Here is a 19,717-nt window from a genome sequence, read left to right on the forward strand (position 1 = left end):
GTGACGGTTCCTGTCACCGTTGATAAACCGATCCTCAAACGAACAAAAGGCCGCCTCGCTTTCGCGCGGCGGCCGTTCGAAATCCGGTCGAAGAGCTTACCACTTCTTGCTGAGCTTCAGCGTGATCGTCCGCTGCTCGCCGTAGCCGCAGACAGTCAAGCCCTGGCAACCCTTGACATACTCCTTGTCGAAGAGGTTCGAGACGTTGAGCGAAGCTGCCCAGTCGTTCTTCTGGTAACGGATCGCCGCGTCGGCTACCAGCGCGTCGGGAACGAAGGCGGTGTTTTCCTTGTCGGCGGCAGATTTGCCCTGGTAACGCAGACCACCCCCGATGCTGACGCCTTCAAGCGCGCCGTCGGTGACGACGTAGTCGAGCCAGAGCGCGGCCTGCTGTTCCGGTACGACATAGGGACGCTTGCCGACAAGCGCCGGATTGGTGTCCTCGGTGATTTCCAGGTCGGTATAGCTGTACGCGGCCAAAATCTTCCAGTTCTCGTTGAGATTGACCTTGCCCTCCAGCTCGACACCGGTGGAGGTCACCTCGCCCAACTGGGTGGAAATGCCCAGCGTGTCCGTCACGACCACGTTGCGCTTGGTCAACTGGAACACGGACGCCGTCAGCAAGCCATCGATAAAAGTGGGTTCATACTTGATGCCCGCCTCGTACTGCTCGCCCTCTTCCGGCTTGTTGTTCGGCGTCACCGAGGCGACGATGACCGGGCTGAAGAAGGTCGCAACGCTGATGTAAGGCGTCAGGCCATTGTCAAACTCATAGGCGAGACCGGCGCGACCGCTGAACGCCGCGTCGCTGTATTGATAGGTGGACGATTGCGTGGGATCCCAGTAGGTCGGACCGCTGTGGGTCTCGGTATCGACATAGTCATAGCGCCCGTTGAGGGTCGCAATCCAGCCATCGCCGAAGCGAAGCTGATCCTGTACGTACAGACCGATCTGCTGCTGCGTGGTTTTCTGGTTGATGTAGACGCCGTCGATCGGCGGCTGCGGGAGACCGTAGACCGGATTGACAGGATCGATCGGGGTCGCAGTCGCCGGCCAGGCTGGCACCGCCTGCACCTGATCGATCTCGAAGTGCTTGTAGTCGAGGCCGGCGAGAACCTGATGGTTCACTGGACCTGTGTCGAACTCCATTTCCGCGCGATTGTCGATGGCGAACGTATCGACCGTCGTGTCGTGCTCGAAACCGATGCGGGCCAGCTGGAAATAGCCGGGGTCGGCCGGATCGGTCGTGTTGACGTAGCCGTTCGGGTAGAACAGCAGTTCGTGCTTGTCGAGATGTCCGTAGCGCAGGTTTTGCGACAGCTTCAAACCATTGTCGAACTCATGCTTGACTTCGTAGCCAATGGCCTGCTGGTCGTAGCGACCGGTGTCCTTGTCCGGTTCACCGAAGAATGCGTCGCGATCGATCCTTCCGAAAGGCGCATCGACCACTGTCCCCACATAGGGCAGGAAGCCGTTGCCGATATGCGTCTGCTCGAACGAAGAGACGTTGGCGTAGACCGTCAGCGTCGTCGCGTCGTCTGGCGAATAGGTGACCTGTGGCAGGATGAAGCCGCGCAGATCCTCGGAAAAATCGCTGTAATTGTTTCCGCCCGAGACCTTTCCGGTGACACGGTAGTCCGCAGCACCGTCCTGCGTCAGCTTGTCGTTGACGTCGAAGCCAAAGAAAGCATTGCCGAAATTATTGATGCCGATTTCCGTGTAGTAGTGGGGATCGTCCAGCGGCCGCTTGCTGACGAGATTGATGATGCCGCCGGGGTTGGAGCCGCCGTAGAGCACCGAAGCCGGCCCCTTCAGAACCTCGACCCGTTCGAGCATGAAGGCGTCCGTCTGGAAGCCGCCGAAACCTGTGGTGAACAGATTGAGGCCATCAAGAAAGACGCCGGTCTGCGAGGCGTCGAAGCCGCGGATGTAGAACCAGTCCGTATCGGGGTCAGTGCCGAAGGGTTCGGCGGTGACGCCCGCCGTGTAGCGCAGCGCCTCGTCGATTTTCGTCACGACGCCGCGGTCGGCCAGTTCCTCGCGCCCGACAACCGAGACGGACTGCGGGATTTCGGAAATCGGCGTCGCTGTCTTGGAGCCCGTGCCGGTGGCCTTGGCGACATAGCCGTCAACCGGACCGGTTGCTTCCCGGTCGGTGGCACCCTCACCACCCTCGACCGTCAGGCGCTCGAGTTGTGTCGCGCCACCCGCCGCATCCTGTGCCACGGCGGCCTGCGGCAGTGTTACGACGGCGATTGCCGCGCCTGCCATCAGCACGCGATAAAGACCAGTCCCCTTGATCTGCATATGTCGATTACCCCAGCTGGAAACCGGCCCCGCCCTTGGCCCCCGTCGGCGCTGCGAAATCCGGCAATGTCATGAATATAAGATGAGTATTTATCTCAACTATTAAAGGTCGGATTGTCTCTGGCTGCGGTAATTGAACGATTCTGGTCCATATTCCGCATGGCACACCGGTGAAATGCAGTCAGGCCCTCTGGCTTTTCGCCCAACTGGCCGGCGTGGCGCCGACAACCTTGCGGAAGACGCGGGTGAAATGCGCCTGGTCGGCAAAGCCGGTTTCGGCGGCGATCACGCTCATGGGCAGGTCGCCGTTGAGCATCAACTGCCTGGCGCGCCCGATGCGGGCCTTCATCTGCCATTGGTGCGGCGGCAGGCCGGTGGAGGCCTTGAACGCGTGGCTGAAATAGGATTGCGACAGGCCGGTGAGCGTCGCCAGTTCCTCCAGCCGGATGCCGCGCAGGCAATTGTCCTCGATATAATCGATCGAACGGCGCAACTGCCAGGAGGCGAGTGCGCTGCGCTTGCGGGTTTTCACCGGGGCGAGCTTCATCACATCGATGAACAGCGCCACCGACAGGCCATCGCCATACAGATCATGCAATGGCTGCGGATTGATGCATTCGGTCGCGATCAGCTCGGCAAGGGCGAGAAAGCGTGGTTCCGAAAACATCAGTCGCGGAATATCCAGCTGGCCACGATCGAGATCCTCGCCCAAGCGGCGGCTCAGGATATCGACGTTGAAATGCAGGTCGAGATGGCGGACATAGTCGATATCGACCATTTCCGCCCAGAGTTCCATGCCGGCCGGAATATAGGAAATCACCTGCCGGCGGCTATCCTCGGCGACCGCCTGATGCGTCTGGCGCAAGCGGATATTGCGCCGCCCGCCGCCCTTCGCATCGAGCACGATGAACAGCCGGGGATCATCCGCGACATAAAAGCCGCCGGCCGCCGGCGCACATTCGACATCCCACAGATCGGCGACAACGCCATTCCACTCGCGCCGGTTCAGGCCGCCGATGACGGAAAAGCCGGAAATCCTGTTGTTCATGCGCGGTTGAAAGGTCATCGAGGTCTCAAGGGTGCAGGCGATGGCAAAACCTGCTAATATTAGTCATTTTTTCGACTAATCCAGAAACCGAATCTTTGCAATTGCTCAAACATGGCGCAGAAGCCCGTTTCCGGCCATTGTGACCTTTTCGCCATGCCATTTTCACCTGCGCATGGACAGAAGCCATCTCCAGCATCCGCGCGCAAAAAAGCCGTCTCCTGTCGGAGCGCGGCTTGGCGGTGCGGATGAGATCGCAATGATGCTCTTGAGTTGTGCCCGCCTCAGGTTTCAGGCCGAAAACCGACCCGCGACCGGCGGCCGCTTGTAGCCGATCATCCACAGCATCAGCGCGATCAGGAAAAGGAAGACGAAGGCCGGCTGCTGCAACGACCATCGGATCAGCGGATCGAGCATGGCAATGCCAGCATGCGGCCGCTCCAGCGATTGCACCAGCGCCGCCGTCGATGGACCGCCCGCAGCCAGCGCCGTTGCGAGAGGCGTCAGCACCGGCTGCGACGCCGACACGGACTGTATGGCATCCACCGACGCCACCAGGACCCCGGCAACCAAGGCGAGAAAGCTCGCAAACCGCAGCATGAACCGCATAGGGCATCTCCCAATTGCCGCCGACAGGCGCGCCTTTCGACCGGCTTCAACAAGAAATAGGCATGTCATTGCGCAAGCGCAATGCGCCCGTTGGCGGCGGCGGCGCACAAGAAGTCGAAAAACTATCAGAAAGCAGTTGATCCGGGGGAGCGCATCGGTATATACGGCGGCGGTTCGCTGGTTTTCGCCCGCGAATATCCGGTCGGCCTTTGCCGAACGGGCCTGAGGAGAAAGCAAACGCTTGTCTCTGATCCACCGGACCCAACCGCCGGTGTGATTGAAAACGGACAGGTGGCCGAGTGGTTGAAGGCGCACGCCTGGAAAGTGTGTATACGTGAGAGCGTATCGCGGGTTCGAATCCCGCTCTGTCCGCCATTTTCCTCAGAATTCATCAGATACACGCATAAACGAACGTTTAGGATGCATTTATCTTCGAGCAATTACGTCAAGTTGCCTTGCGAAATTGCCTAAATACCGTTATTGCTGCCTTCGACACAATCCGCAGTAGAACAATTAATGTTTTCCGGCCAACGCGCAGTTTAACCACCCACGTTATTGCCGCATCAAATGATATTCCAAGCTGCCAGCCAGCTCTTTCGAAGACAATTGGAGTATAGGGAAATTTTTATGAACGCGATGAAACGGGATTCATCAAATCGTCTTATCAATGTGCCAGAGCACGCCTGCAGGCAGATAGCCGGCTAATTGGAGTGCGCATGTCGCGCTTTTGAAAGCTCTGCCATCTTTCCGCCAAATCATTACCGCGTAAACCGCCAATCGACCGGACCGGCAATGCCGTCAGGAATCGAGAATGTTCGTGAGTGAGTATGAAAAAAGTCATCGGTTACGTCGAACGGTCCATTAAAGCCGGCAAACATGCCAAGTCGATTGATCTTGCTCTTGGTGCGGGAGCGGCAGCGACATCAATTCTACGGGCGAGGAAACTCAATCGATTGATCCTGCAGGGCAGAATCATGGCCGCCGAGCGTGTCGGGAAGGTCGAGCGGGCAGAGGAGCTGCTTGTCGCCTATGCCCGTCGCTACCCGCCGACCTATGCGATGATCAGGAACATGCATCGCCGCGCGTTGCGGATGTCGCCCAGTTCCGGCACACGAAAACTGCTGGAGTGCCACCTGCTGCACCCAGATCTGAAAAGCCTCCTTCAATCCGCCATTCTACGTTCGGAAGGAAAACTGGAGGAAGCCTTGAACGCGCTGGAGGGCACATTCAAAACGTTCCAGACACGGCGCCAGTGCGCGATTGAGCGTCGCGGCATCTATTATCAGCTTCAAAATCATGCAGCCCTGGCATCTTCATCATTGGATTTCCTGGATAGCGAGCCGAAACGCATCATCATTGACATGGCGATCAATGCCGCCCGATCCGCTGAGACAGCCTTGCGCGAAGATCTTTTCATTCGCGCAATCAATCGGGCCATATCCGACATCGATGCGGTGAGATTGAACAAGAAGTTGTTGCGCAAGCACTGGCGCGAGGCCGTGGTCGGCAGCCTTGCGGTGTTTGACGTCGCAGGCGCGATCAGCATTGCTCGACTGGCGATTGCCCATGGCATAAAAGCCAAGAGCTTTCTTACGCAAGCGCTCGAGCTCAAGGCTTCCCTTGACCACATAGCCCACGTCATCGACGAAGCGCGCCGCAATATCCTGGAACGGGCAGGTCGCCAGAAGCCGATCAGCCGGCACGGCGAGGTCACCCTCATCGTTCCTTCGGCCATGATGAGAAGCAATGTCATCGATTATCCAGGCTTCCGTTCAGACATTCGCATTGCGCTCGAAAATGTAGTGCAGACGCTGGAGGCGGAAGGTGTCCCCTACATGGTGCGAAGCCAAATTCACACACACAGTGAAATTGACCTCAATCAACCGTATTTCTCGTATCACACCGTTTCTGGCAATACGCGAGGGCTTCATTTCAAGGAAACCGATCGGAGATCCCTGTTCAGTTTCGATGACCGGGGATATGCGGGCTGGTCCTCATTTTCCGAATTGAACGAAGAACGTCTCGGCAAGGTGTCACAGACGGAAGCCGATGGCTTTTTCGCCGACGACAAAATCTCGATGACAACGCAGCGCCTTTCAAAATACGTCCAGCCGGAAACGACGGAAGCGCTTCCGGAAAAATTCGTTTTTGTCGGCCTGCAGGTTATCGGCGATTCTGTTCAAAGCCTGGCTTACGCCACGCCCTTCGAAATGATGGAAGAGGTCATCAAGACCTGCGAAGCCAAGGGGATAGCAGTCGTCGTCAAGCGGCACCCGGCATGCAAGTCCAGTGAGATTAAGGCCTATCTCAATGAACAGGCCGAGGCAGGAAGAATCACCGTCACGAACGGCAATATTCACGACATCATCGCCTCTTCACTCGCGGTCTGCGTCGTGAATTCCGGCGTCGGTGCGGAGGCCCTCACGTATGAGAAGCCTGTCTATGTTTTCGGTCGCGCCGACTATATGAGCGCGTGCTTCGTCTGCGAGCACCGTGGCGACTTTGAACGACAGTTTGAAGTCGGCAAGTCAAAGCTGAGCAATGCTGACCTGCATAAATTCTGGTATCTGTACCGCAAGGATTACGCGATCGACTTGACAAATCCCGACAACACCAAGTCCTGGATCGCAAACAGGGTCAAACGCCACCTGATCGAACACTCAATCCCGGTCGATCGACAGACGGCCTAGATATCTGACAAAGGCTGTCACTTTTCTTAAACTCCAAAATGACGGAAGATGCGGTTGCTCGTCTTTGCGATAAACCGGGCCATTGCAAGATCCAGATCGGCATGGCTTACATTGGCCGAGTGAACGAAAAGACTATCCTTGTTGCTTTTCATCACCCCGCCCGACGCTTCCGCCAGATCCTGCATCAATTTGATATACTTATCATTTTTCAATATCTTTTTATCCGAAACATAAAAAGACACGACGCATTTTTCCTTGGTGAAGTCTATATAGGCCTGGTAATAGCAAGTAACGGGAAGACCCTTGACCGGCAGTCGGCAGCTTTTCTTGTCGCAGGAAGCCGGAACCGTTATGAAATCCGGGAAATCGCTGGTCAGGAATTCCGACCAGAGCGTCATATAGCTCAGCCGAGTCGCGGTCTCGAAAGAGGATTTCAACATTTCCGCATAGGGAACGAGAGCGTCATTTCCTACGCCATCATTCAGGAGAGAAAGCAGAACCTTTGTTTCCATCGGCCCTGGAAAAGCGCCATGGTCGAATGGATGCAGCATGTCCGCAAGAATGATATATGCATTGTTGATGACATTGAGCCCGTAATGCGGCTCGATCCCGCGCGCGGCAAAGACCGGGCGGATCTGCGCAGCGTAATCTCTTTGCGATCGCACATTCGAGACGATCACAAAGCGGGATGCCGCATTGTCGAATGATTCCGCGATATCGTTTCGACCGAACCTGTCATCACCTTCCAGGTCGATGCCCGTCGCATTGAAAAAGCGTCTGTTCTTGTCCCATGCGGCCGGAACAATCTGCGGATTGAACGATATCGACGTTGATCCGGCAATCTTATCGGCCGCATAGATTGCCGCGTATCCTGCGCAGGAAGAGCCGATCAGATAGATATCCTCGCTATCGACCGCATTGACCCTGGCGAACTCGGACACGAGTTCGACGATATGGTCGAGGTAGCAAACAGTCCTAGTCCCGTAGTACCACCCTACATCGACTTCCGGGAAATTCTTGTACATCGGGTCTTCGATATAAAGACAGATACCGTCAAAAATCCGGGACCATGTCAGCCTGTCGAACTTCGTCGCGGTCTTTCCCTTCCGTCCGGCGCCGGAGAAAAAGACGTACAGCTTCTTGCGGGATGATCTCATCTGGTAGCATTCGATCGCGCAATCATCGAAGACCACATCGAACCGGCTCTTGCTTACATGCGCCAGTTTTCCCAATCTGGTTTTCACCGGGCGGGACATTACGTCCGTCTTGTCCACGACCATCATATCCTTGATGGCTTTATCGGAAGCCAGGCAATCAATCCCGTCAAACGCGCTTGGTCTTTCAAGGGGACGCGGCGCGCCGGAATCGCTGACGCGCGGACGCGCGATTTTCCTCGTTTGAGATCGTTCAAGGATCGAATCCGCACCGCCCTTATTGCTGTTCCGAGACAGAAACAAGTGGAGCCGATGGTTCAGGATAGCAACAAATCTTCGCACGGTCGCCTCAGGCTCTTTACTGGCGATCGTCGTGTCAGACCCGCCTTGCCGGACGTTTAGCGCGCGGGCGGTGGCATAATCAATATGAATTCGCCGCATGGTTGGGAGATAGGCTTTCCACGGCAACTCCCCGGCAACCCTGGTATTGCGGGCCACCGCGCGGACGAACAGACGGAGGCGCCGGTCATTTGCTCTGAGGAGCTGTCGGACGACGTTTGCGACACTGCGCCGAAATCGGGAGTTATCGCTGCGTTGCAGCAATCACGGGGCGCGGCATATTCTAGTCGTGGCGCTTCTGTGTCAAAAATGCAATATGAAGCTGTGCGATGACTGATCTGGCTCCGGCCAGTTGCGCGCAGCCGACTTGACGTGTACCGCTGATTATGGGCGGACTCTTTCCGCAAATTGGGCAGTTTGCAGTCTCGTATTCTCGTCGGAAGTGCCGTCATGACCTCAATGTCGAATGCCGTCCGCAGTCCGTCACCCATGGCGCGATTCTTTGGACAAGTGACTCTGGTTCTTCCGCTCGTCATCGCACTCAGCGGCTGTGGCGGCCACGCGAAGGGCGTCATGCAGCCGGTTGCCCTGGCGGCCGAGCCGCAAGGCGGCGCCGTGGTGGACATGCTGGTGGCGACCAGCCGCCGGCCCTCGGACGATCCCGCGACCCTGTTTTCCGGCGAGCGCAGCGTGCAGCCGTCGATCACCGATGTCGCGGTATCCATTCCATCCGACACGGTTCGCGCGTCCGGCACCGTTCAGTGGCCGAAGAAACTGCCGCCCGATCCGGCGACGGATTTCACCGTCGTCCGTGTCCAGCCGCTCTCGACCGTCGAGCAAGGGCATGACTGGGTGCGCCGTCATTCGAAGGGCGGCCATGCCATGGTCTTCATCCATGGCTTCAACAATACCTATGAGGATTCGGTTTTCCGCTTCGCCCAGATCGTCCACGATTCCGGCGCCGACGTGACCCCCGTCCTTTTCACCTGGCCCTCCCGCGCCAAGGTGTTTGACTACAACTACGATAAGGAAAGCACCAACTATTCGCGCACGACGCTGGAGCGGACGCTGAAGGCGCTGGTCGAGGACAAGAATATCAAGGACATCACCATCCTCGCCCATTCGATGGGAACATGGCTGGCGATGGAATCGATCCGGCAAATGGCAATTCGCGAAGGCGGCCTGCCGAAGAAGATCGAGAACGTCATCCTCGCCTCGCCCGACATCGATGTCGATGTGTTTGCCCGCCAGTGGACCGAGCTTGGCCCGGACAAGCCGAACTTCACGATATTCGTCTCGCAGGACGACAGGGCGCTGGCGCTGTCACGTTATATTTCCGGCGACGTCCAGCGGCTTGGACAGATCAATCCGGCCGAGGAGCCGTATAAAACCAAGCTGGAAATGGCCGGGATCACCGTTGTCGATCTGACCAAGGTGAAATCCGGGGACCGTCTGAACCACGGCAAGTTTGCCGAAAGCCCGGCGATCGTCCAGTTGATCGGCCAGCGGCTCGTCACCGGCCAGACCCTGACCGATTCCACGATCGGCGTCGGCGACGGCATCACCGCACTGGTGGCCGGAACCGTGAATACCGTCGGCAAGGTCGCGGCAACCACGGTCGCGACACCGGCCAATATTGTCTCGGGCGACATGAAGCAGAAGAAAAAGCCGACGGATTTCGAGGACGCGCTTCAGGACGAACGCGCGCTGTTCAACTAGACCGAGGTGGAGAAGGTCCTTCTCCCCTCAAACGCTCGCTGCCCGAGAGATTTCAACCGATCTCGCTGAACGTCCGTAAAAACTCCGCGGAACCATCCGGCCATGCGCGTCGTTTTGCTCCAAACGAAGGAGTAAGATCATGCCCACCACCATTCCGGTCCCAGACGACGAAAGCCCGCGCGGCCCGCAATCGACACCCGGCCTGCCGGACCGTTCGCAGGACAAGCCTGCAAAGCCTCCTGTCATCGACAAGGGCGACACCAGGAATCCGAACGACCCCGTTCTCGACCCGGCGCTGCTGCCGATCGGCGATCCCGCAGGGATGGCGTAAGGAGCCCTCAATGTCCACCGATGATACCAACGCCACGCCTGAACAGAAAAAGCCGAAGGACGTCCACAGGGCGCCCGGCCAGCCATCGCACGCCGATGAGACATCGAAGGCGCCGCCGATGGTCCAGCCGGCCGGGCATGGAGACGACAGCGAGAGGCCCGTCGTGAACCCCGTCACAGGCGGCCCGCTCTGAAGGACGAACGACGATGATTGTTTCTGAAACCCAACGGAGTGAGGCGCACCGGGAATACCGGCAATTGATGTTCCGCCAGTTGCTGATGTGGCTGATCGGCGTGCCTCTGCCGATCCTTCTGCTGATCGCCGTGTTCGTCTTTTGACAAACCACACGCACCGCTGCCGCAGGGCTGGGGATGCTTTCTTTTTCAATTTCGAGTGATAGTGGACGCTGGATGCAAGGCTCCGGAATAGGCGCGTCAGTGCCGCACGATTTCCACATGGTTTTCTACCAGATGCACGCCGATGACCGCGGCGGCCGCTTCCTCGATGCAACCGATCTCGGCTTCGCAGGATACATAGCCGCCCAGCACCACGGTGCGGCCATAGGCCGTTACCGAGAGTTGCGACGTGTCGATGAGCGAAACATACTGGATATAGCGAAGGACCTTGCCCGCCAGATCATCGTCCGTCAGGTCCGGATGGTCGTCTGGACGAATGTAGATCTGTTTGCGCATCGCAGTGGTGTCCTTCATGGAGACAACGCGAGCTATTCTTGAATGTTCCGCAATCCCGTCAATGTCCTCACGGCCCACGACATCGCTGTTTGGGTACACAAACCGGTCACCAGGAGCACGAAGGCACCTTCGAGATCAGGTGTTGAGCGAGGTGCCGAGTTGGATATGGATATAGGCTTCGACGGCGGCGGCAATGAAATCCTGTCGTGCATAATCGACCGGCTGCTCGCCGCGCAACACATGTCCGCACATGCGGATCGCCGCCTTGTAGGCCGTGCCGTCATGAACCGGCCACTTGTCGAGCAGGCATTCCGCCGCTTCGCGCGTATTGCGGATGATCCGGTATCGTCCGATCCCGTCGAGTTCCAGGACAACGGGTTCCTGCCACCATTTTTCGATCATAGGACAACCTCCTATTACCATGTTGTCATATGAGCCTTGCGTGAAATGTATGCACCGAGGGGCGTTCGGCGCGTCTTCGGGTTGCGGCATGGCGCGCAATGGGTCTATGGCGGAAGCTCAATCGCCACGAGGCCGCGCCTGATGTCTGATGTCTTCCTGAATGTCGTCCCGATTTTCGTCCTCATCCTTCTGGGCTGGCTGATCGTGAAGATGGACTATCTGAAGGCGACGGTCGGCGATGCGCTCGGGGACTTCGTCTTCCGCGTCGCGGTTCCGGTCCTGCTGTTTCGCACCATTGCCGAGGCGGATTTCAGGGACGGGTCGCCCTGGCCTCTCTGGGTCGCCTATTTCTCCGGCGTCGCCGTTACCTGGACGATCGGGCATTTCGCGGCGACGCTGCTGTTTCGCAAGGATGCGCGGATCGGCGTTCTCGCCGGCGTCTCGTCAGCCTTTGCCAATACGGTCTTTGTCGGCCTGCCGCTCGTTTCGCGCAGCGTCGGCGAGGAAGGCGTGGTGGCCCTCTCCATCCTCCTCTGTGTCCACCTGCCGGTGATGATGATTGCCGGCACCGTCCTGATGGAGCGCGCCGAGCGCAAGACCAGCGGCAAGCCGGGACAAAGCCCGCTGCGGCTGCTCCGGGGCATCCTGCGTAATCTGGTGCGCAATCCGCTCGTTATCGGCCTCGTGCTCGGCGCACTGGCCCATCTGATCGGCATGCCGCTCGGTGGGCCGGTCAAGATCATTGTCGATCAGCTTGCCGGAGTGGCGGCGCCCGCCGCACTCGTTTCCATCGGCATGGCGCTCGACAAATACGGCCTAGCCGGCAATACCGGCCTTGCCTCCGTCACCAGCGCACTGAAGCTGATCGTCCTGCCGGCGACCGTCTACGGGGCCTGCCAGTTGCTTGGCCTCAACAGCGACTGGACGGCGGCGCTGGTTCTGACATCATCCGTGCCGACCGGCGTCAACGCCTGGCTGATCGCCAATCATTTCAATGTCGGTCACGGGCTGGCCTCTTCGACGATCACCATCACCACCGCGCTCGGCGTCATCTCTGTTTCCGCCTGGGCCTATATCCTGCTGTAAAGACCGGACCCCATAATCCGGGCATGAAAAAGCCCGGTACGATGACCGGGCTTGTCCGTCTTCCCAATGCCGGATGAAACGGCGTCGAATTATTGTGCCGGAGCCGTTTCGGTGGCGGGCTTTGCAGCGTCGCCTTCCGTGGCCGGCGTTGCGGCAGCCGATGCATCGGGCAGGGCCACCGGCGAATCGGCCTGTTCACGCAGCCAGGCGATCAGGTTGGCGCGTTCGTCCGGCTTCTTGACGCCGGCAAAGCCCATCGCGGTGCCCGGAACGTGCTTCTTCGGCGCTTCGATGAAGAAGCTCAGGTGATCGTAAGTCCAGGTCTTATTGGCTTCGGCAAAGGTCTTCATGCCAGCCGAATAGGAAAATCCTTCATGCGAGGCGATCGGACGATCGACGACACCCCAAAGATTGGGGCCGACCTTGTTGGGGCCCCCTTTCTCGGCGGTGTGACAGCTTGCGCATTTCTTGAAGACAGCCGCACCGGCAGTCGCGTCGGCACCGGCCAGCAGCGGCTTGATATCGACTTCCGCTTCTTCAGCGGCGCCGCCGGCGGCTTCCGAGGAGCCTTCTTCGGCAATAATGGCGAAGCCTTCCTTCTCGGGCGTTTCCGAATGGAAGATGCCTTCCGATGCGATCGATACGGACATCAAAACAAAGACCGTACCCAGGAAGGCACCTACGCCCATGTTCACATACGAGTTCATCCGCCAATGCTCCCCTTGCAACCGGCGCAAACAAAACGCCAGCCTATCTTGAAATCGCGCGGAACCTATGTCTTTTGGCTTTGTGTTGCAACAGACATTATACGCGCTGGACTGAGACCTTTTGACACTTTTCCCGCGTCTTTTGAAGGCCTAGGCATGAATAGCGACTATTTCGACAAAACCCTCATCCTTATTCCCGCGCGCATGGCCTCGACGCGCCTGCCCGGCAAACCGCTCGCCGACATCTGCGGCCTGCCGATGATCGTTCAGGTGGCGCTTCGGGCCCGCGACGCGCAGGCCGGCCGGATCGTCGTCGCGGTCGATCACCAGGACACGTTCGACGCGGTCGTCAATGCCGGCTTCGAAGCCGTCATGACCCGCATCGACCACCAGTCCGGCTCCGACCGCATCCATGAAGCACTGCAGAAGAGCGATCCCGGCGGCAAGGCTGAAATCATCATCAATGTGCAAGGCGACCTGCCGACCATCGAACCGGAGACTATCCGCGCGGCTCTCAGGCCGTTGGAAAACCCGCAGGTCGATATCGCCACGTTGACCGTGGAAATCGAGGACGAGGAAGAAAAGGTCAATCCCAACGTCGTCAAGGTCGTCGGTTCGCCCCTCTCCGACACGCGGTTGAAGGCGCTCTATTTCACCCGAGCCACCGCACCGCACGGCAAGGGACCGCTCTATCATCACATCGGGCTCTACGCCTACCGACGCGCCGCACTCGAGAAATTCGTCTCATTGTCCCCGTCCGTGCTGGAAAAGCGCGAATCGCTGGAACAGCTGCGCGCGCTCGAAGCCGGCATGCGCATCGACGTGGAGATCGTCAAATCCATTCCGCTGGGCGTCGATACCCCGGCCGACCTTGAAAAGGCGCGCCGTGTGCTCGCCGCGAAAGCCTGATCGGAAACCAGCATGATCACCAAGACCAACCGGATCTCGTTCCAGGGAGACTATGGCGCCAATTCCGACATGGCCTGCCGCGACATGTTTCCGGACATGGAACCGCTGCCGTGCCAGACCTTCGAGGATGCGTTCCTCGCCGTCGAAAACGGCGAGGCCGACCTGGCGATGATCCCGATCGAAAACACGATCGCCGGCCGCGTCGCCGACATCCATCATCTCCTGCCCGAATCGCGGCTGCATATCACCGGCGAATATTTCATGCCGATCCGGTTCCAGCTGATGGTTCTGCCGGGCGTGACGCGCGACGAGATCCGCACCGTCCACAGCCACATCCATGCGCTCGGCCAATGCCGCAAGATCGTCCGCGCCAATGGCTGGAAGCCGATCGTGGCCGGCGACACCGCAGGTGCTGCCAAGCTCGTCTCGGAAATGGGCGACCGGTCGATGGCGGCGCTCGCCCCGCGCCTTGCCGCCGACCTCTACAATCTCGAGATTGTCGCCGAGAATGTCGAGGATACTGAAAACAATGTCACGCGCTTCGTCATACTCTCGCGCGATCCGAAGATCATCCGGCGCGCGGCCGAGACGGATGTCATCGTCACCACCTTCGTGTTCAACGTCCGCAACATCCCGGCGGCCCTCTATAAGGCGCTGGGCGGCTTTGCCACCAACAGTATCAACATGACCAAGCTGGAGAGCTACCAGCTCGGCGGCAAGTTCATTGCCACGCAGTTCTATGCCGACATCGAGGGGCATCCGGACGACGCCCATGTGCGCCAGGCACTGGATGAACTTCGATATTTTTCGGAGAAGGTCCGCATCCTCGGCTCCTACATCGCCCATCCGATGCGGCTGGTGCTGTAACTCTAAAACACCTACCCAGGGTGGCGAGATTTAGTAGCTGGAAATCCGCACGGAAAAGTGATTATTTTGTGATGGATTCGTTTGTTCGCCGCATTGAGTGCTGGCCGATTCGCAGCGCGCAATGCCCTTTCGGCAATGACAGGCGCTTGTGAGCCTTCAGCGGCATGCGCAACAAAAGGTTGGCCAATGGCAATCAGGACCCTTCTTCTCACTTCTACTGCCGCCTTGATGGTTTCGACAGGAGCATACGCGGCCGACGCGATCGTCGCCGCCGAACCGGAGCCGATGGAATATGTCCGCGTCTGCGATGCTTTTGGTACCGGCTATTTCTACATTCCGGGAACACAGACCTGCCTGAAGATCGGCGGTTATGTCCGATTCGATTCGAACTACGGCGAGAACCCCTATGATGGCACGAGCAACGGATGGGACGCGTTCACGCGTGGCACCTTAACTTTCGATGCGAAATCAGACACCGAGTTCGGCACGTTGGACAGCTTCATAGAGTTGCGCAGCGACGCCAACAACAGCACCGACACCAATACCTATCTCAATGCTGCGTTCATCGAGATCGCGGGATTTCGCGCGGGCTATGGCGATTCCCGATATGACATCTGGCTCAACTCGGCCGGCAACATCATCAACGACGACGTGATCGATTATACCGGCGATCGGACGAACCAGGTCAGCTACGTCTATGGCGGCGATGCCGGCTTTGCGGCCCTGATCGGCCTGGAAGAGGGCTCGGGCAGCTACGATACCGGCTTCGCACCAACACCCACTGTCTCGTATGACGGCGCCGACTTCCCGCACGTGATCGGAGGCTTGCGCTATTTTACCAATGAAGATCACGACACCGGCATCGCCTTCATCGGCGGCTACGACACAGAGGCCGAGGCATTCGGTGGCAAGGTTCGCGTCGATGTCAAATTCAACGACACGTTTTCCGCTTGGGTGATGGGCGGTTACCAGTCGGATTGGGACAACAGCAAGGGTCCGGGCGGCACACGCCGGCTGAATTATTACGGTCCGTGGAGTGGTGACTGGGCCGCTTGGGGCGGGTTTGCCGTGAAGGTCAACGAAAAGACCTCGCTTAATGCGCAGGCGGCCTATGAGGACGACGGCACTTTCGCCGGTGCACTCAACGTCGAATACATGGTCACCAGCATGTTGAAGCTGCAGCCGGAAATCAACTACACCGAGTTTGACGGCGTGCGCGGAAACGGCAGCGCCATCGGCGGTACAATCCGCCTCCAGCGGAATTTCTGAACGGGGGCGGAATTCAAGATTAAAACTGACCACGCCCGGCACTGCCGGGCGTTCTTATTTCGGCCAGTCCAGCCAGTCGCGCATCAACTGATGAGCGATGGCCCCCTTCGGCGGTGTGCCTAGTTCGCCACCTGTCAGCGATACGCCGGTATTTCGCGCCAGCATCGCAGCCGTTTCCTCGCGGGTGAACCAGCGGCAATCTTCCAGTTCCTGATCATCACGATGGATGTCGCGGGATTTTGCCTCGGCATAGCAGCCGGTCATCAGCGTGTGCGGCATCGGCCAGGGCTGCGACGCATGATAGCGGACGCGACCGACGCGAATGCCGGATTCCTCCAGCGTCTCGCGCCGCACCGCGTTCTCCATCGTTTCGCCCGGCTCCACGAAACCCGCGAGACAGGAATACATGCCTTCGGGGAAATGCGGGCTGCGGCCGAGCAGGCAGAGATCGCGCTCCAGATCAATCGTCAGCATGATCACCACCGGATCGGTGCGCGGAAAGATCATATGGCCGCAGGCGGTGCAGACGCGGCGATAGCCGCCGGCCTTGCCTTCCATCGCCGATCCACATTTGCCGCAGAAGCGGTTTGTTGCGTTCCAGGTCATCAGGCTGGAGGCCTGGGCGAACTGGCCAAGCAGTTCGTCCGTCAACATCTGCTGGCGATAGAGCGTGCGGCCATCGGCGAGCTTGAAGGGTTCAGGCAGCGCCTCCTCCGTCAGCCCGATCGGCACCGCCAGGCGCGGCTCGCCATTGGGCAGGAAGCCGAGCAGGATGGCTTCGTCGAGATCCGGTTCGAGCCCGGCAAGCTCGTAGGGCGCAAACAGCGGATCGATGATCTTCTCGTCATGCTTGACGACCAGCTTGCCGGCCGAAAAGGCGAAGGCATGCGCGCCCACCTTGCGAAAGGCCGCCTCCAGGCAATCATCGGCCCGATGCTCGGACTGCCTGTCCAGATGATTTTCCGCAAAGGCGACGAGGGTGCTGGGTTCGGGATGCGGGCTGTGCAGGTCGAAGATCGATTTCGTCATGTCAGAGATTTTCCAGTATCCGTGCTGCGAATGCCTTGCGCTCGTCATCGTCCCAGGGTTCGGCTGCGCCGAAACCCCAGACCGGCCCCGGCCAGTTGGCATCTCCCTCGTTGCGGGCGATGACATGGACATGGAGCTGGCGGACAATGTTGCCAAGCGCGCCGACATTGATCTTCGTCGCCCCCGTCGCCTTTTTCAATGCCACGCCGACCATGTTCGTCTCGAATGTCAGCATCGCCTGATCAAGCGGCGTGAGGTCGAACACTTCCGACACACCATTGCGCTGCGGAATGAGCACCAGCCAGGGCCAGCGGCGATCGTTGTTGACGCGCAACTGGCAAAGTCCAAGTGTCGCGATGAGCAATCCGTCGCGTTGAAGGCGTTCGTCGATATCGAAGGTAGGCAAGCGGCTCTCCCTGAGCGGTGATTTGTCTTTTGTTTCAACATCGATAGCAGTTTTTTGAAGGCTTGGCTTGCATTTGGTTTGGATATTGCCGATATGAGAGCCGGGAGGTTGGTGGTGGACGAGCCACTCGCCAACCGGGTCAGGTCCGGAAGGAAGCAGCCCCAACGAGCCAGGCACGGGTCATCGTGCCAGCCTCCCACCCTTTTTCTTCTGTCCACCCGGACATGATTTGCAGCCGAGCGGCCCCGTCTGGGGAAAAAAGGGCGATGAGCGAAGACACTTTGATCCCGACATCCGAAAAACCCGCCGCCTACCGCGTGCTTGCGCGCAAATACCGGCCGAAGGATTTCTCCGACCTGATGGTCGGCCAGGAACCGATGGTCAGGACGCTCACCAACGCGTTCGAGACCGGCCGTATCGCCCAGGCCTACATGCTGACCGGCGTTCGTGGGGTCGGCAAGACCACAACCGCCCGCATCCTTGCCCGCGCGCTCAACTACAAGACATCAGAGATCGACAAGCCGACCATCGACCTCAGGATCCCCGGCGAGCATTGCCAGGCGATCATGGAAGGCCGGCATGTCGATGTCATCGAGATGGACGCCGCCTCCCATACCGGTATCGACGATATCCGCGAGATCATCGAGCAGGTGCGTTATCGCCCGGTATCGGCGCGCTACAAGGTCTATATCATCGACGAAGTGCACATGCTCTCGACGCAGGCCTTCAACGGTTTGCTGAAGACGCTCGAAGAGCCGCCGGAGCATGTGAAGTTCATCTTCGCGACCACCGAAATCCGCAAGGTTCCGATTACCGTGCTGTCGCGCTGCCAGCGCTTCGACCTGCGCCGCATCGGCGCGTCGGATCTCGTCGGTCTGTTCACCACCATTCTCGGCAAGGAAGGCATTTCCGCCGATCAGGATGCCTTGGCGATGATTGCGCGCGCCGCCGAAGGCTCGGCGCGTGATGGCCTGTCGTTGCTCGACCAGGCGATCGCCCATGGCGGTGGTATTGTCGAGGTGGAGGCCGTGCGCTCGATGCTCGGCCTTGCCGACCGAGCCCGCATCGTCGATCTCTTCCAGCATGTCGTCAAAGGCGACGTGGCAGCCGCGCTGGAGGAATTCGCCGGGCAATACGAGGCCGGCGCCAGTCCCTCCGTCGTGCTGACCGATCTTGCCGACTTCACCCATCTGGTCACACGGTTAAAATTCGTCCCGGATGCTTCCAACGATCAGTCGCTGAGCGAGATCGAACGCTCACGCGGCGCGGAATTCGCCTCGTCTGTCGCAGTGACGACCCTGTCGCGCATCTGGCAGATGCTGCTGAAGGGCATTCCGGAAACCGAAAGCTCTTCGCGCCCGGCCGGTGCGGCTGAGATGGTGCTAATCCGGCTTGCGCATGCCGCCCATCTCCCATCTCCCGAAGACGCGGCCCGCCGCTTGCTCGAATTGTCCAATGGCGAAAGCCAGCGGCCGTCCCCTGCCTCGAACGGCGGCAATGGCAGTGGTGCGCAGGCATCCATCGGTGGTGGCCTGGTCCAGGCGCGCGGTAGCGACATGCAGCCAGCCCAGCGCACGACCCAAAACGGCGCGACAATGTTGCGCGCGGTGCCCGATGTCGCACCGCCGGAACCGATCGCCGTCGGCATGATGGAACACCGGCCGGTCGAAGCGCCCGCCGCCAAGCCCGAGCCCAAGGTTTCGCTCCGCTCCGTCAGCGATATCGCCGATCTTTGCGGCACCAATCGCGACATCAAGCTGAAGACACTGGTGCGCGGTTTCGTGCGGCTGGTCAGCCTCGAACCGGGACGGCTGGAACTCAACCTGCCGGATGATGCACCGAAGACGCTGGTCGCCGAACTGCAGAAGAAGCTGGAGGATTGGACCGGCATTCGCTGGATGGTCATTCTCAGCCGCGAACCCGGTCAGCCGACACTGATCGAGGCGGAAACGCGGGCGCAGGAAAAGCGTGTCAGCGATGCCCGCCAGGATCCTGATGTCGCCGCCATCCTCGCCCGCTTTCCCGGCGCCAAGATCACCGATGTCAGGATCAAGGGACCGGAGCCGGAAGAGGAAAACGAAACCCTTGTGGTTGCCGCTGCTGAATCCGAAGACGGCGACATTCTGCCCGGCGACGATATCGAACACTAGCTCCAG

The 19,717-nt window shown here is 59.2% G+C and carries 19 protein-coding genes, 1 tRNA gene and 1 other RNA gene; 12 read left to right on the forward strand and 9 right to left on the reverse strand.

Features of this window, described 5'->3' with window-relative positions; translation table 11 throughout:
- Positions 1-96 precede the first annotated feature (96 nt).
- From VL202_RS11960 to VL202_RS11970, 3 genes are all read right to left on the reverse strand, one after another.
- Positions 97-2,307 (reverse strand): TonB-dependent siderophore receptor, encoded by a 2,211-nt coding sequence (locus VL202_RS11960; RefSeq protein WP_325464342.1) that lies wholly within the window; start codon positions 2,305-2,307, stop codon positions 97-99.
- A 181-nt stretch (positions 2,308-2,488) separates the two neighbouring features.
- On the reverse strand, positions 2,489-3,373 hold the full coding sequence (locus VL202_RS11965; RefSeq protein WP_325464343.1) for an AraC family transcriptional regulator: 885 nt from the start codon (positions 3,371-3,373) through the stop codon (positions 2,489-2,491).
- A gap of 270 nt (positions 3,374-3,643) precedes the next feature.
- Complete coding sequence (locus VL202_RS11970; protein ID WP_325464344.1) at positions 3,644-3,961, reverse strand: hypothetical protein; 318 nt, start codon at positions 3,959-3,961, stop codon at positions 3,644-3,646.
- A gap of 285 nt (positions 3,962-4,246) precedes the next feature.
- On the opposite strand from VL202_RS11970, the gene VL202_RS11975 reads away from it, so the two are divergent.
- Together VL202_RS11975 and VL202_RS11980 are read left to right on the forward strand one after the other, a co-directional pair.
- A tRNA-Ser gene (locus tag VL202_RS11975) sits at positions 4,247-4,336 on the forward strand.
- Between the two features lie 452 nt (positions 4,337-4,788).
- A complete protein-coding gene (locus VL202_RS11980) occupies positions 4,789-6,651 on the forward strand; it encodes a hypothetical protein (protein WP_325464345.1) in 1,863 nt (620 codons plus the stop codon).
- A 26-nt stretch (positions 6,652-6,677) separates the two neighbouring features.
- Here the strand turns inward: VL202_RS11980 and VL202_RS11985 are convergent, their stop codons facing one another.
- Positions 6,678-8,303: a hypothetical protein gene (locus tag VL202_RS11985; RefSeq protein WP_325464346.1), complete on the reverse strand. Its 1,626-nt coding sequence runs from the start codon at positions 8,301-8,303 to the stop codon at positions 6,678-6,680.
- Positions 8,304-8,603: 300 nt separating this feature from the next.
- Between VL202_RS11985 and VL202_RS11990 the strand changes: the two genes are divergently transcribed.
- The 4 genes from VL202_RS11990 to VL202_RS12005 all read left to right on the forward strand — a co-directional run bounded on the left by VL202_RS11990 (position 8,604) and on the right by VL202_RS12005 (position 10,532).
- The gene (locus VL202_RS11990; protein ID WP_414692845.1) at positions 8,604-9,863 is read left to right on the forward strand and encodes an alpha/beta hydrolase; all 1,260 of its coding nucleotides are present in this window, start codon (positions 8,604-8,606) and stop codon (positions 9,861-9,863) included.
- Between the two features lie 139 nt (positions 9,864-10,002).
- The gene (locus tag VL202_RS11995; RefSeq protein WP_325464347.1) at positions 10,003-10,194 is read left to right on the forward strand and encodes a hypothetical protein; all 192 of its coding nucleotides are present in this window, start codon (positions 10,003-10,005) and stop codon (positions 10,192-10,194) included.
- A 10-nt stretch (positions 10,195-10,204) separates the two neighbouring features.
- The gene (locus VL202_RS12000) at positions 10,205-10,387 is read left to right on the forward strand and encodes a hypothetical protein (RefSeq protein ID WP_325464348.1); all 183 of its coding nucleotides are present in this window, start codon (positions 10,205-10,207) and stop codon (positions 10,385-10,387) included.
- A 13-nt stretch (positions 10,388-10,400) separates the two neighbouring features.
- Positions 10,401-10,532 carry a hypothetical protein gene (locus VL202_RS12005; protein ID WP_325464349.1) on the forward strand — a complete coding sequence of 44 codons (132 nt, stop codon included), beginning with the start codon at positions 10,401-10,403 and terminating at the stop codon, positions 10,530-10,532.
- Positions 10,533-10,628: 96 nt separating this feature from the next.
- Here the strand turns inward: VL202_RS12005 and VL202_RS12010 are convergent, their stop codons facing one another.
- Both VL202_RS12010 and VL202_RS12015 read right to left on the reverse strand, forming a co-directional pair.
- Positions 10,629-10,886 carry a BON domain-containing protein gene (locus tag VL202_RS12010; protein ID WP_325464350.1) on the reverse strand — a complete coding sequence of 86 codons (258 nt, stop codon included), beginning with the start codon at positions 10,884-10,886 and terminating at the stop codon, positions 10,629-10,631.
- A 135-nt stretch (positions 10,887-11,021) separates the two neighbouring features.
- Positions 11,022-11,288 carry a DUF982 domain-containing protein gene (locus tag VL202_RS12015; RefSeq protein WP_325464351.1) on the reverse strand — a complete coding sequence of 89 codons (267 nt, stop codon included), beginning with the start codon at positions 11,286-11,288 and terminating at the stop codon, positions 11,022-11,024.
- A gap of 141 nt (positions 11,289-11,429) precedes the next feature.
- Between VL202_RS12015 and VL202_RS12020 the strand changes: the two genes are divergently transcribed.
- Positions 11,430-12,374, forward strand: a complete 945-nt coding sequence (locus VL202_RS12020; RefSeq protein ID WP_325464352.1) for an AEC family transporter — start codon at positions 11,430-11,432, stop codon at positions 12,372-12,374.
- An 89-nt stretch (positions 12,375-12,463) separates the two neighbouring features.
- Here the strand turns inward: VL202_RS12020 and VL202_RS12025 are convergent, their stop codons facing one another.
- Positions 12,464-13,081 (reverse strand): cytochrome c family protein, encoded by a 618-nt coding sequence (locus VL202_RS12025; protein ID WP_325464353.1) that lies wholly within the window; start codon positions 13,079-13,081, stop codon positions 12,464-12,466.
- Between the two features lie 156 nt (positions 13,082-13,237).
- Here VL202_RS12025 and VL202_RS12030 point away from each other — a divergent pair, with 156 nt between their 5' ends.
- The 3 genes from VL202_RS12030 (at position 13,238) to VL202_RS12040 (ending at position 16,126) form a co-directional block, all read left to right on the forward strand.
- Positions 13,238-13,990 carry a 3-deoxy-manno-octulosonate cytidylyltransferase gene (locus VL202_RS12030; protein ID WP_325464354.1) on the forward strand — a complete coding sequence of 251 codons (753 nt, stop codon included), beginning with the start codon at positions 13,238-13,240 and terminating at the stop codon, positions 13,988-13,990.
- 12 nt (positions 13,991-14,002) lie between these two features.
- Positions 14,003-14,857 (forward strand): prephenate dehydratase, encoded by an 855-nt coding sequence (locus VL202_RS12035; protein ID WP_325464355.1) that lies wholly within the window; start codon positions 14,003-14,005, stop codon positions 14,855-14,857.
- Between the two features lie 186 nt (positions 14,858-15,043).
- On the forward strand, positions 15,044-16,126 hold the full coding sequence (locus VL202_RS12040; protein ID WP_325464356.1) for a porin: 1,083 nt from the start codon (positions 15,044-15,046) through the stop codon (positions 16,124-16,126).
- 54 nt (positions 16,127-16,180) lie between these two features.
- On the opposite strand, the gene nudC is transcribed toward VL202_RS12040, so the two are convergent.
- Both nudC and VL202_RS12050 read right to left on the reverse strand, forming a co-directional pair.
- Complete coding sequence (gene nudC / locus VL202_RS12045) at positions 16,181-17,155, reverse strand: NAD(+) diphosphatase (RefSeq protein WP_325464357.1); 975 nt, start codon at positions 17,153-17,155, stop codon at positions 16,181-16,183.
- 1 nt (position 17,156) lies between these two features.
- On the reverse strand, positions 17,157-17,561 hold the full coding sequence (locus tag VL202_RS12050) for an HIT family protein (protein ID WP_325464358.1): 405 nt from the start codon (positions 17,559-17,561) through the stop codon (positions 17,157-17,159).
- Positions 17,562-17,664: 103 nt separating this feature from the next.
- Here VL202_RS12050 and ffs point away from each other — a divergent pair.
- Both ffs and VL202_RS12060 read left to right on the forward strand, forming a co-directional pair.
- Positions 17,665-17,761: signal recognition particle sRNA small type (gene ffs / locus VL202_RS12055), an RNA gene on the forward strand.
- A 66-nt stretch (positions 17,762-17,827) separates the two neighbouring features.
- On the forward strand, positions 17,828-19,711 hold the full coding sequence (locus VL202_RS12060) for a DNA polymerase III subunit gamma/tau (RefSeq protein WP_325464359.1): 1,884 nt from the start codon (positions 17,828-17,830) through the stop codon (positions 19,709-19,711).
- Positions 19,712-19,717 lie beyond the last annotated feature (6 nt).

It is taken from the genome of Pararhizobium sp., assembly GCF_035497515.1.
Taxonomy (GTDB): Bacteria; Pseudomonadota; Alphaproteobacteria; order Rhizobiales; family Rhizobiaceae; genus Pararhizobium.